The following is a 12,335-nucleotide window of genomic DNA, read 5'->3' on the forward strand; positions in this document are numbered from 1 at the left end:
GTCCGTTAACGGCGGGGCTTCTTGGGGCAAGCGGCTAGGATGGTCACGTGGCTGGCCTCATCAAACGTGAAGATATCGACGAAGTACGCCAGCGCACGGATATCAAGGAAGTCGTTGACGGTTACGTCACCCTGAAGAGTGCTGGCTTGGGCAGCTTCAAGGGCCTGTGCCCCTTCCATGACGAACGCTCACCATCCTTCACTGTCCGCCCCCAAGTGGGCAGATATCACTGCTTCGGCTGCGGCGAAGACGGGGATGCCATCTCCTTCGTCCAGAAAATGGACCACAGTTCCTTCCACGAGGCAGTGGAAAAGCTGGCCGCCAGGATCGGCTACGAGCTGCGTTACGAGGACGGCGGCACCGGTCCGAACCGCGAAGAAGTGGGCAAGCGCCAGCGCCTCCTGGATGCCCATAAGATCGCCGACGAGTTCTTCCGTGCCCAACTGCTGACGCCCGGAGCCGCCGAGGGCCGCAACTTCCTCGACGGCAGGGGCTTTGACCGCGCGGCCGCCGAGCACTTCGGCGTGGGCTATGCGCCGCAGGGCTGGGACTCGCTCCTCAAGCACCTGCGCGGCCGTGGGTTTACGGATGCCGAACTCAAACTTACGGGCATGTTTTCCGAAGGGAACCGGGGCATCTATGATCGCTTCCGTGGCAGGCTCATCTGGCCCATCCGGGACATTGCCGGGGATACCATCGGCTTCGGCGCCCGGAAACTCTACGAGGACGATCAGGGTCCAAAGTACCTGAACACCCCTGAAACGACTCTCTACAAAAAGTCCCAGGTCCTCTATGGGATCGACATCGCCAAGCGCAACATTGCCAAGGACCGGCAGCTGGTGGTGGTTGAGGGGTACACCGACGTCATGGCCTGTCACCTGGCAGGAGTCACGACGGCGGTCGCCACCTGCGGCACCGCGTTCGGCACCGAACACATCAAGATCGCCCGGCGCCTGCTTTCGGACGACGGCACCGGGGGAGAAGTAGTGTTCACCTTCGACGGAGACGCCGCCGGCCAGAAGGCCGCCCTCCGCGCCTTCGAGGAAGACCAACGATTCGTCGCGCAAACGTACGTCGCGGTAGAGCCCACTGGCGCTGATCCCTGTGATCTTCGTCAACTCAAGGGCGATGCCGCAGTACGTGAACTCATCGATAGCAGGAAGCCGCTCTTCGAGTTCGCCATTCGGGCCTCGCTCCGCAGGCACAACCTGGACACGGTAGAAGGTCGCGTCGCGGCGCTTCGGGAAGCGGCGCCCGTTGTGGCACAAATCCGCGACTCCGCCATCCGCCCCGCCTACATCCGCGAACTAGCCGGTTGGTTGGGCATGCCGATTGAGGAAGTCAGCCGCTACGTTGGGGCCGCAGCCAAGCGCGCGGCATCCGGCGCTGCTTCATCTGGCGCTGCTTCATCTGGCGGGGCTCAGTCCGGCGCTGCGGAGCAATCCACGACGACGACGGCAGCATCGTCGAACGGTCAGGCGTCGAACATTCAGGCCTTCAACCGTCCCGACCCGCGGGACCCCGTGGCAGGCATGGAGCGCCAAGCGTTGGAAGTGGTCCTCCAAGAGCCCTCAGTCCTGGGCGACGGGGCATGGGAGCGCTTTGAGGCGTCCCATTTTGCTACTCCTGCCTACGCGGCGGTCCACGCAGCCGTGCGTGCCACAGGACTGGCCCACGCGGCTGATCCCGTGGCATGGGTGGAGCACATCAGGCAGGAAGTCCCGGAGCCTCTGCGCCCCTTGGTTTCTGAGTTGGCAGTAACTCCTTTGCCGGCCAGCACCCCGGAAGCTATGCAACGATATTGCCGGGACATTTTGGCAAGGCTTTTCGAGCTGCAGATCACGCGCATTAAAGCGGACAAGATGGGCCAACTGCAGCGCCTTGATGCAACTGCATTTCCCGAGGAATTCCAGCGCCTGAACCGGGAACTGATGGTGTTGGAAATGCAGCGTCGAGCCTTGCGTTCAGACTCCTGAGGGCCCCTGCCGAGGACCGTCGGAAGTGGCCTGGAGGTTCGATTTCGTTTTCCGGCGGGGCCCTGTTAAGCTAGTAACCGCTTCATTCCTCCGTAGCTCAATTGGCAGAGCATTCGACTGTTAATCGAAGGGTTACTGGTTCAAGTCCAGTCGGAGGAGCGCACAATACCCCCGTTCCGGAGTTTCGGAACGGGGGTATTTTTATACCCCCAGGGGGTATCTCCGCCCGATTCGCATTCGCATAAAACCTTTGCTAAAGTCATAACCGCTTCATTCCTCCGTAGCTCAATTGGCAGAGCATTCGACTGTTAATCGAAGGGTTACTGGTTCAAGTCCAGTCGGAGGAGCGCAAGGACCCCGCATCGGTTTCACACTGGTGCGGGGTCCACCTTTTTTACACGAAATCCATCTCCACCTGAAGGAAGCGTGCGGCTTCGGCCACGGCTGCCAGGAATGCTTCCTGTTCGGTCGGGGGTGTCCGGGGTTCACGAGGATGCCACTCGTGGGGAGCGGAGTAAACGCGGGTGAAACCTCCGCCCGGTGGCGCATAGAAGATTCCAAAGCGCTGGACCGGCCACTCGGGTGACGTCTCCGGGGCAACCAGCAACGCGGCGTCCACGTCCGGGTTGTACCACTGGGCGATGGGCCGGCGGCGATCATCCGTGAAAAGGCCAGCAGCGTAGAGCGCCGCGGACTGGGGACTGGTCACAGAGCACAGGCGATCCCACCAGAGCGGCAGGATGCGTTCATCCCGACGCTGCCAAGGTGCCGGAAGCGGCTGCAGCTCTTGCCAATGTGGCACATCTCAACTTTATCGCCGGGGACGGGCCGGCAACAGGCCCTGCCTAACCGGACAAACCGAGTCTCGGATAGAGCACCTCGAAGCCCTTGGTCAGGCCGGCGTTCAATGCGATGCCTACATGCCCGCCGTTTGGCACCTCGTAATAGGTCACCGTCATTCCGGAAGCTTTGGCAGCTGTGGAGACAGCCTTCGCAGCTGCAACATACGTCACGTCATCCGAGCCCACGGTGAAAACGGCAGTGGTGTCGGGAAATTGCTTACCTTTCATGATGTTGATGGGCTTCTGTGCGTCATAGGCTGCCTGGTTGCCACCAAAGATCTCGGCCAGGTTGCCTGCAGGATCCTCCGCGCCGGGGAACTCCTCACCGGAGATGTCCACCACATTGCCCCACATCTTCGGGTATTTGAGCGCAAACGAGATGGCGCACTGCCCGCCGTTGGAGTATCCGGCGATGGTCCAATGGTCGCGGTCCGGGAGGATGTTCAGGTTTGCTTTGGCCCAGTTCACCACGTCAACGTTGATGTACTTCTCCACGTTTCCGTATTTGGCTGTGTCCAGGCACAGAGTGTCGTCTTGATCCGGTCCGATCTGGTCGGCCACGATCGCGATGGGGGCAAGGCCATTGTTCTTCGCAGCAAATTCATCCAACGCGGCCGAAACGTACTGGGGGTCGGGGAGGCCCGGCTGGCCCATCATGAGGACAAACAAGGGCAATCGGGGAGGGTTCTCCGTCAGGGCAGCAGGTGGCAAGTAGATCCCGGCAGGGCGGGCATTGAAACCCGAGGCGGTGGCTGGAATGACCTGCGTTCCCACCTCGCCCTTTGTTGGCATGTTGGCTGGCGGTTTCCAGTTTTGCCAGAGGGGTCCGGAAGGGAGGGGAGCGTCCGGGTCCGGTTTGCTCAGTTGGATGGCTTCCTCAGTGGAAATCCCCAGCGCTGAGCCCAGGGTCCTGTTGAGCCCGAACTCCATGTTGACGCCCAGCGCAGTGACCAGGAGGAACACAGGAATCGATATGGCCGCCACCACCTTCCGCCACCGGGGAGTGTGGCGAAAACTAACCACGGCCAGCCCAAGGGCAGCGAAGCCGGTGATCACCCAGAACCACACGCGAGGTGTCAGCCCCACGTGGAAGACGTCCAGGACATCCTCAACGATCCAGACCGTAAACCAACCCAGCGCCGCTGTTACCACAATGCCAACCACTGCAGTGATCACCCAGCGCGAAGACGGCCTGAGGAACAGCAACAGGAAAAGCCCGACGCCGATGACCACGGCTATCGTCATGACCACCGGGCCGCTGATCTCGATTTCCAGGAGGCCCTTCATGACTGCCGCATCCGTCCGGTGGCGGTCACGCGGCCGGCTCCCGGGCAACCATTTGCCGTAGCAAACCGGCGCTCTGTGCGCGAGACAAACCCGGCAAGTACGCCGAGCCAACGGCAAGACCTATGGAAGGCAGGGCCAGCGGGTCCCGGTAATACATGTACAGAGTGCGGTGCTCGGGCTGGAACCGCGATTTGAAAGCTGCCAGGGACTTGAAGCCGTACATGGGTTCCAGTGCATTGCCCAGCATTGCCAGGACCCGGTCCAAGGCGCTGTGGTCACCGTCGTCCGTCGCGGCCCCTGTATTGGCCAGCGGGGAGCCTGACAGCGAGATGTGGGGAACGTCGTCCTTGAAGTGCGTAACGGCAGAGGCGATCAGGAATTCCATGACCCCTTTGAATCCAGTGGTTCGGCGGCGCATGAAGTCCAAGGTCCAACCCGACACCACGCCGTCGGTAAAGACCGGCAGCCAGCTCGTGACCCCATGGACGAGGCCGTCGTCGTCCACAGCCACGCAACACATGACTTCGGGATCCTTCAGTTCATCCAGTCCGCCCAACGTGAACCCCATCTCGGGAAGGGCCTTGTCCGCCACCCACTCTTCCGAGATTTCGGCCAGTTGTGCCCGGATCCCCGGTGGCATCTCCGCGTAGTGGTACCAGTGGTCCCTGATGGACAGCTTCTCAGCCCTGTTCACCGCGGTCCTGACGTTCTGCCATTCCTTGCCTTTGAACGTCATCGCCTGGATGTTCAGCAGCGTTTCTTCGGCCACCTCCAGTTTGCGGAAGCCGCGGGGGAGGAGGGCCTCGTCGAGCTCCGCCGTGGCCGAGTAGAAGCACGGTGTGAGGCCCAGTGCCGCGCAATGGGCCAGGAAGCCCGTCGCAGCCTCGGTATGGTGCTGGCGGGCCCCGAACGGACCCGCCACGGTCAGGGCAACTCCGTTGTGCACTTGGTAGGCGAGGCCAGCCCTCCTGTCGGGAGTGAACCAGTATTGGTTGTTGTCCCACAGGGCCATCCAGGACAGGGTGCCCCCGCCGTCGTGAAGCAATTCACGAGTGTGTCCCAGATCTGCAGCAGGGTCTTTTGCCAGCGTCCGGAACCGCTGGAAATTGTTCAGGACCATCAAAAGGATGCAGAGCCAGATGACATCCCCGCCCAGTCCGTAGAGAACAGTGCTCAGCAGTCCCTGCGGCAGCTCAACGACGAACGGAACGGGGAAGGGGACCAGGATGTGGGTCAATTGCCCTGCGAGGTCCCACAGCGATGAGCGGCTCGGGTTGCCCTCTACGAACCAGAAGGCCACGTAAAGGACCGCCGCCACAGCAGCCATGATGAGGGTAGTCCTGCCCAGGACGCGATATCCGGCATCGCTGGACTCCACCCGGAATTTGTGGCGGTTGATCACCAGCAGGACCGCGATGATCAGCGGTGCCAGGATTGCGGGAACGGCATAGAGCAGGAGGTAGCCGATGTCGTCATTGCCGAGTGTCACTTCCGGATCCGTCACGTACTGCAGGATTGCCACGCTGGTCACGAACGCCAGGTACAGCTGGATGACCAGGGTCAGTCGGTATGCAAGGCGGCGACCACGGCGCAGCCCCTCGGCACAGACAAGCAGCAACAGCACCGGGATCACTGTGAGGATGGTGGCACCGAAACTCTGCACGCCCACAACGCTCTGCAGCGTGACGCAGCTCTTGTCGTTGTCGCAGGCTTCCTTCACTTCGTCCACGCTGGGGCTCGCTTGAAGCATCACCTCGGAAACCACAGAAAGCGGCCCCACCTCCAACGTGCCCGTTAACTGGGTGAGCAAGGGGCCAAGGGCGAAGACACCCACCACAGTGCCCACAAGGAACCGGGTCTCACGAAGGCTCGAGGAATGAAGCGAGCCCGCACGCCGTCGCAGCACCAGGGCCTGAACGGCCCAACCGGCCAGAATGCCGATGACAGCGCCGGCAAGGGCCTGCAGTGTTTGTGCGACGCCTACAAACAACGCAAACATGAGCGTTGCTGCCAGCAGCCATGTCCGGAGGCGACGACGCCAGAGTGCGTCCAGTGTCGCCGTCGAATATCCCAAGGCAGCGGCGGCACCACCGTACGCGCCCACAACGTACTCGCCACCCAGGAAACTAAGCCATTGGTCGCTGTTGTCCGTCCCAAAAGCAACGAGCCCCATCAGCACCAAGGCGCTGAGCGCGGAACCAAAGATAAATGCTGCCAGGGCCAACCATGGACCCATACTGCGCTCGGCGATGCCCACGCCCACCAGGATCAGAACGGTACATGCCAGATAGTCCAGCAAGGATGAGGCAAAGAATGACGAGGTGAAGATGGACCAACCCGGCCCCGGATCCAGCGCCAAACCCAGCCCGACTTGTTCCAGGAGTGCCTCGTTGGGGCCGGCGATGAGGCTCCCCGTAACTGCGCCGACAAGCCAAAGGAACAGCACGAGTCCCAAGGTCAGGGGCAGACGTCGTATGGCCGCCAGGCCGTAAACAGTGCCCCGATATCCCACAGCCGCACTCATGTGATGTCCCCTTCACCGGCGAAGCGGGGGAAACCCCCGGCTGGCCACCATTCTGCCCTGCCGGGCGCCCTAAGGGGAGGGCTTACGGGGGCCGATAGACCCGGGGCCGATAGACCCGGGGCCGACAGGCCCGATTACGGTTAGTCCCGATGCCAAGGGCCCGGGTTCACCCGGTACAGCAGGGCGGCTCCAATGACGGCGCCAAGTATCGCCCCGAACAGTGCACTCCCGGCCAGGCGGCCCAACAACGCCCCGACGACGGCGCCAAGCACGGCCCCGAGGAAAAGGCCCCTGCCGTTGCGGTGCGGTTTCTTGGTCATGGTCAAAGCCTATGGCCCGGTTTGATGAATGCCGTACTAGTGGATTGCCGGGATTAGTGGATGGACGGGCCTAGTGGATTGACGGGCCTAGTGGATTGAAGGGACCGTCCGCGGCCGGACCACGAGCCACAGCGCGGCGATGGCTCCGGTGATGCAGACCGCCTGGACCGCGCCCATGGGTACCGCTGAATCGACACCGAGCCAGCCGACCACAGGGGGGACGATGCCCGCCATCATGAATTGCGCCGCGCCGAGGAGCGATGCCGCCGTCCCCGCTTGGGCTCCATGGTTCGCCAAGGAGAGGACCTGGACGCAGGGGAACAGGAAGCCTGTAGCGCAAATGTAGAACCACAGCGGGATCAGGATGCCCCAGAGACCTGCGTGCAGGAGATCGAGCACGATAATCAGGGCCGCCATCAGCAGCATGAACACCGTGGCTCCGGCCACGATCCACTGCGGGGCCACGCGTCGGATCAACCTTGAGCTGATCTGGACGCCCGCCACGATGCCCAGCGAATTGACGCCGAAGAGGAGGCCGTATTCCTGGGGAGAGAATTCGTAAATGTTCTGGAACAGGAAAGTGGAGGCCGACAGGTAAGCGAACAAACCACCGAAGTTAAGGCTGCCTACCATTAACATGCCCACGAAGATCCGGTCCGTCAGCACCGTCTTGTACCGCTGCCGCACTGTGACTGTGGACTTCCCGCGCCGTTCAGCCGGCAGGGTTTCGCGAATGAAGAAGATCGCGGCCAATATCACCAACGTGCCGTAGCAGGCCAGGAAGTAGAAGATACCGGGCCACGGGAACACCAGCAGCAACTGGGAACCGATGATAGGGGCAAGGATCGGGGCAAGCCCGTTGACCAAGGACATCCGGGAGAACATGCGGACCATCGAGTAGCCGTGGAACAGGTCCCGAACCATGGCCATTGCGACGACGCCGCCACCGGCGGCACCGATACCCATGAGCACGCGGAAGAGGGACAGGAACCCAATGTCCGGAGCCAAAGCAGCGCCCAACGATGATCCGATATGAAGGGCAGTGGCGAGGATCAAGGGCAGGCGACGGCCAAACTTGTCGCTGAAGGGACCAACCACCAGCTGCCCAAGGCCAAACCCGACGGTGGTGCCAGTCAGTGTCAGCTGGATAGCCGTGGCTGAAACGCCAAAACTCTCCTCCAGCGCAGGGAACGCAGGAAGGTAGAGATCCACAGTGAAGGGCCCCAAAGCGGTCAGGGCACCGAGAAGGACAATGTAGACAAGCTTTTCGCGTCGGCTCAGGGAATCGCCCGGAGCAATGGGATTGGTCACGATCATCTATCCTATGGCCGTCACATCATATTTATGCAGCTACCTCAGGCGCGCCGCGGTGTCATGGGCGAAAGTTGAGCCGGAACCTGAATGATAGTTTTGAGGACAGGTGCCCGCGGCGATCTCTTTCCGGCCGCGTTCGCCCGACACGATGCCCAGAGGAAGCAGTTAGGCGGAACCCAATGAGTGGACGTCACACCGGCCGGACCAGCACGAGACCAGCCATCCGTACTTTGCCGAAGACCCTCAAGCTCGTTGCCCGTTTGGCTCCCAGGCAACTCAACGATGAGATCGCCCTTGCCAAGGTCGAACTCAAGCGCAAGGCCACCCAGGTTGGGGTGGCCGGCGCGTTCTTTGGCGTAGCCCTTGTTTTCATGTCGCTCCTTGTGATCGCGCTGGTGGTGGCCGCGATTCTTGGGTTGGCTACCATCATGCCGGGTTGGCTTGCGGCGTTGATCGTTGCAGCGGTCTTTCTTGTCATCGTCGCGCTCGGGGCCTTGATCGGCGTCGCCAAGTTCAAGAAGGCCATGCCGTTGATCCCTGAGGACACCATCCGTGGACTCAAGCACGATCTGGGAATTGCGAAGGAAGGCTCGGCCTTCGACGAATCGATCCTCGATCCCAATTCGCCCGCTGCCAAGGCGGCGAAGGCCGCGAAGGAAGCTGCCGCTGAAAAGGCGAAGGCAGAAAAGGCCGCAAAGGAAGCAGCCAAGGAAGCGGACGCCGTCAAGGCACCCACCGAAGCAGAACTCCGCCTGCGCCTGGACAAGCGACGCGAACACCTCACGGGCGTGCGCGATGAACTTGGCGAGCAGTTGGACGTCAAAAAGCAGGGCCAGGCTTTGCTGGGCACGGCCACAGTGAAACTCCAGGAGGGAAAGGACTTTGCTTCAGCGAAGTTCGCTGACCTAGGAGAGGCGGTCCCTGAGGACCTCACCGGACGCCTTGCTTCCCGGTGGAAGGACCTCGTGGCTTTCGCCGCCGCTGCTGCAGTCTTCGTGGTTGCCCTGCGGAAGCTGCTGAAGAAGTAGCAGCCTGCCGCAGTACCGCACACACTGGAGTAGAGGAAGGGGGACACCATGAGGTTTATCGGTGCTGGTTCGCATCCGGACCGTCCCCAGGTGGACCACGACCTCCTCTTCACTGTTCCCAACATGCTCACAGTTCTGCGCTTCATGGGCGTCCCGCTCTTTGTGTGGTTGGTCCTGTGGCAGAAGGAATACGGCTTCGCTGTGCTCGTGCTGGTCAYCATGGGCAGCACTGACTGGGTGGATGGCTACATCGCCCGCCGCTTTGACCAAACCTCCAAGCTGGGCAGGATCCTGGACCCCCTGGCGGACAGGGCGGCGCTCATAGCCGTAGCAGTCACTTTGGCGATTGCCGGCGTCGTGCAGTGGTGGTACCTGGCCGCACTGGTGGTGCCGGACGCCATTCTGGCCATTGCCTCCCTGATCTACTTCCGCAGCCATCCGGACCTTCCCGTGAGCATCATCGGCAAGATCCGCACCGGGTTCCTGCTGGTGGGCACGCCGTTGCTGGTTCTTTCCAAATTGCCGATTCCCTACACGGACGCCTACTTCGCCGCCGCCTGGGTTTTCCTCGGCCTCGGACTGCTGGGCCACTGGATCGCGGCCTACAACTACTACTGGGCCATCCTGCGTAAAGGCAAAGAACTGCGGTCCAACGACGGCGGACACGGCTGATGGTGTGGCTGGCGGTTTCCCTTGCCGTACTTGGTGCCTTTTTCCTTGCCATTGGCGCCCAACGCCAAGGAAGCGCGGTCAAGGCCGATACCGGCGGCCTGGCCCTGAGTTCCAACGGGTTCCTGCGGCTTCTACGCAATCCACGATGGATGCTTGGGCTCTTGCTGTTGTGCCTGGGCATGGTGATGAATGCGATCGCCCTTGTATCGGCACCCCTGACGGTGGTGCAGCCGATTGGTGCGATCGCACTGGTCATTACCACTGTGGTCAACGCCAAGGATCAAGGCTTGAGCATCAACCGCGCCACCGTCGTGGCCATCACGGCCTGCGTCACTGGGTCCGCCTTGTTCGTACTCCTGGCTGTGTTTGTCACGCAGGAAAACCACCACGTCAGCGCTGCAGACGAACTGACAATCGTGATGCTCCTGGCCCTGGCCGTGGGCCTTTTCGGCACCCTGGCCGTGGTGTTTAAACACCGTATGAGCGCCTTCATTTACATCTTGGGAGCAGGCATACTGTTTGGCTTCGTGGCCGTCCTGACCCGAATCATCGGCAAGCATCTGCTGGATCCCAACGGTCTGTTCCTGCTCAATGTCCAGTGGTACACGCTCATTGCCATCGCGGCCGCCGGTGGCCTGGGTTCCTGGTTCGTCCAGAGCGCCTATTCAAGCGGCCCTCCGGATTTGGTCATAGCCGGACTCACCGTGGTGGACCCCATGGTGGGCATAGCCATCGGCATCGTTATCCTTGGTGAGCTTCGTCCCGATGTCCATGCTGTGATGGCAATCAGCATGGCCGTCGCAGCTTCCCTTGCTATCGTGGGGGTTATTGCCTTGAGCCGGCACCACCCGGAAGTCACCAAGCGTAAGAAGGACGCGAAGGCGGCTGCAAGCCGGAAGGCCTAGGCAAAGCTTTAACTTGCGCCGCCGCTTTCCAGCGGTCCGGCAACCCGGCGACACCACGGCATTGACCCGTTCAACGCTGTTCCGCACCGTGACCATCAGGAGTTCTCCACGTGACCATTCCCGACACCAACAAACCCCTTACCATCCTGATCGCTGCGGACACCTACCCGCCGCACGTAAACGGTGCCGCTCAGTTCGGCTACCGCCTGGCCAAGGGAATGACGGCGCGCGGACACAACGTGCACGTGTTGGCTTGCCGTCCGGACACTGGCAAGAGCTACACCGAGTTCCGTGACGAGGCCACCGTGCACCGCCTCCGCTCGCATGGAGTATTCACCCACGAATACTTCCGCATCTGCTTCCCGTGGGAAATCAAGAAGGAAATCAGCCTCCTGTTCGACAAAGTCCAACCGGACGTGGTGCACATCCAAAGCCACTACATGATTGGGGAACACGTACTCTACGAGGCCGTAAGGCGCGGCATCAGGATTGTCGCCACTAACCACTTCATGCCTGAAAACCTGAACCCGTTCCTGCCCTTCCCGCAGTGGTTCAAGAACATCGTAGGGCGCATCTCCTGGAAGGACATGGGCAAGGTGATGGGCCAGGCTGACGTCGTCACAACACCCACTCCTCTGGCCGCCAAGGCGATGCACCAGCACGCTTTCCTCCGTAAGGTCTTGCCGTTGTCCAATGGAATTGACTCCGGCGCCTATGAGCTTCAGCCCGGCGAGACGATCGAACCCCATGCCAATCCGACTGTTCTTTTCGCGGGACGCCTTGCGGAAGAGAAGCACGTTAATGTGCTGATCGACGCCATTGCCAAGACCCCGCGAGAACTCAACGTCCACCTTGAGATCGTGGGCGGCGGGGAAGTGCGCCCGGCCTTGGAAGCACAGGTGGCCAAGCTTGGCTTGGGGGAGCGGGTGAAATTCCTTGGACTGGCAAGCGATGAAGAGCTGCGCGAGGCCTACATCAAGGCCGACATCTTCTGCATGCCAGGCACCGCTGAACTTCAATCGTTGGTGACACTCGAAGCAATGTCTGCCTCCACTCCGGTGCTCTTGGCCAATGCCATGGCACTCCCGCATCTGGTCCGCGACGGCGAAAACGGATACCTCTTCACACCGAACGACAGCACGGAGCTCGCGTCGAAGATCACCAAGCTGGTGGAGCTTCCCGAAGACCAACTGAAAGCCATGGGCAAGGTAAGCCGCGAGATGGTGGAGCCGCACAGCATCAACGGGACACTCCAGACGTTCGAGGACCTCTACCGCGGGGCTTCCTACGAGGACATGGTGGTGTGACAAAAGCACTCTCAAGTAGCTATTAGTATTGCTAGAGTGCATTTGCCCCAACTGCTGCTTCTTAGCGGCCGGAGGGGCGTCACGGGGCTATAGCTCAGCTGGTTAGAGCGCGGGACTCATAATCCTAAGGTCCTCGGTTCAAGTCCGAGTAGCCCTACCT

The 12,335-nt window shown here is 61.4% G+C and carries 10 protein-coding genes and 3 tRNA genes; 8 read left to right on the top strand and 5 right to left on the bottom strand.

Translation table 11 applies throughout. The features are described from left to right. The first annotated feature begins 47 nt into the window (after positions 1 to 47). The 3 genes from dnaG (at position 48) to AC1DCM_RS14965 (ending at position 2,323) form a co-directional block, all read left to right on the top strand. Complete coding sequence (gene dnaG, locus AC1DCM_RS14955; RefSeq protein WP_442016999.1) at positions 48 to 1,976, top strand: DNA primase; 1,929 nt, start codon at positions 48 to 50, stop codon at positions 1,974 to 1,976. 86 nt (positions 1,977 to 2,062) lie between these two features. After that, positions 2,063 to 2,135 (top strand) — tRNA-Asn (locus AC1DCM_RS14960). A 115-nt stretch (positions 2,136 to 2,250) separates the two neighbouring features. Then, a tRNA-Asn gene (locus tag AC1DCM_RS14965) sits at positions 2,251 to 2,323 on the top strand. 47 nt (positions 2,324 to 2,370) lie between these two features. On the opposite strand, the gene AC1DCM_RS14970 is transcribed toward AC1DCM_RS14965, so the two are convergent. From AC1DCM_RS14970 to AC1DCM_RS14990, 5 genes are all read right to left on the bottom strand, one after another. Further along, positions 2,371 to 2,778 (bottom strand): hypothetical protein, encoded by a 408-nt coding sequence (locus AC1DCM_RS14970; RefSeq protein ID WP_442006226.1) that lies wholly within the window; start codon positions 2,776 to 2,778, stop codon positions 2,371 to 2,373. 43 nt (positions 2,779 to 2,821) lie between these two features. Further along, positions 2,822 to 4,105, bottom strand: coding sequence for an alpha/beta hydrolase (locus AC1DCM_RS14975; protein ID WP_442006227.1), 1,284 nt, complete (start codon positions 4,103 to 4,105; stop codon positions 2,822 to 2,824). A gap of 25 nt (positions 4,106 to 4,130) precedes the next feature. Next, positions 4,131 to 6,629 (bottom strand): bifunctional lysylphosphatidylglycerol flippase/synthetase MprF, encoded by a 2,499-nt coding sequence (locus AC1DCM_RS14980; protein ID WP_442017000.1) that lies wholly within the window; start codon positions 6,627 to 6,629, stop codon positions 4,131 to 4,133. A gap of 140 nt (positions 6,630 to 6,769) precedes the next feature. Then, entirely contained in the window at positions 6,770 to 6,949 is a 180-nt protein-coding gene (locus tag AC1DCM_RS14985) for a glycine zipper domain-containing protein (protein ID WP_442017001.1), read from the bottom strand. Between the two features lie 87 nt (positions 6,950 to 7,036). Beyond that, entirely contained in the window at positions 7,037 to 8,266 is a 1,230-nt protein-coding gene (locus AC1DCM_RS14990) for a multidrug effflux MFS transporter (RefSeq protein ID WP_442017002.1), read from the bottom strand. A gap of 176 nt (positions 8,267 to 8,442) precedes the next feature. On the opposite strand from AC1DCM_RS14990, the gene AC1DCM_RS14995 reads away from it, so the two are divergent. From AC1DCM_RS14995 to AC1DCM_RS15015, 5 genes are all read left to right on the top strand, one after another. After that, complete coding sequence (locus AC1DCM_RS14995) at positions 8,443 to 9,291, top strand: phage holin family protein (RefSeq protein ID WP_442006231.1); 849 nt, start codon at positions 8,443 to 8,445, stop codon at positions 9,289 to 9,291. A 48-nt stretch (positions 9,292 to 9,339) separates the two neighbouring features. Then, entirely contained in the window at positions 9,340 to 9,963 is a 624-nt protein-coding gene (locus AC1DCM_RS15000; RefSeq protein ID WP_477518823.1) for a CDP-alcohol phosphatidyltransferase family protein, read from the top strand. Beyond that, positions 9,963 to 10,868, top strand: coding sequence for a DMT family transporter (locus AC1DCM_RS15005; RefSeq protein ID WP_442006233.1), 906 nt, complete (start codon positions 9,963 to 9,965; stop codon positions 10,866 to 10,868). The genes AC1DCM_RS15000 and AC1DCM_RS15005 overlap by 1 nt, the downstream gene beginning before the upstream one ends. A 110-nt stretch (positions 10,869 to 10,978) precedes the next feature. Further along, on the top strand, positions 10,979 to 12,175 hold the full coding sequence (locus tag AC1DCM_RS15010) for a glycosyltransferase (protein WP_442006234.1): 1,197 nt from the start codon (positions 10,979 to 10,981) through the stop codon (positions 12,173 to 12,175). An 83-nt stretch (positions 12,176 to 12,258) separates the two neighbouring features. After that, a tRNA-Ile gene (locus tag AC1DCM_RS15015) sits at positions 12,259 to 12,332 on the top strand. Positions 12,333 to 12,335 lie beyond the last annotated feature (3 nt).

It is taken from the genome of Paenarthrobacter sp. 10N417, from assembly GCF_056394745.1.

Coding starts and splice junctions, on each gene's coding strand:
- AC1DCM_RS14990 (WP_442017002.1), bottom strand. CDS start 8,266: ATGATCGTGACCAATCCCATTGCTCCGGGCGATTCCCTGAGCCGACGC.
- AC1DCM_RS14980 (WP_442017000.1), bottom strand. CDS start 6,629: ATGAGTGCGGCTGTGGGATATCGGGGCACTGTTTACGGCCTGGCGGCC.
- AC1DCM_RS14985 (WP_442017001.1), bottom strand. CDS start 6,949: ATGACCAAGAAACCGCACCGCAACGGCAGGGGCCTTTTCCTCGGGGCC.
- AC1DCM_RS14995 (WP_442006231.1), top strand. CDS start 8,443: ATGAGTGGACGTCACACCGGCCGGACCAGCACGAGACCAGCCATCCGT.
- AC1DCM_RS14975 (WP_442006227.1), bottom strand. CDS start 4,105: ATGAAGGGCCTCCTGGAAATCGAGATCAGCGGCCCGGTGGTCATGACG.
- AC1DCM_RS15005 (WP_442006233.1), top strand. CDS start 9,963: ATGGTGTGGCTGGCGGTTTCCCTTGCCGTACTTGGTGCCTTTTTCCTT.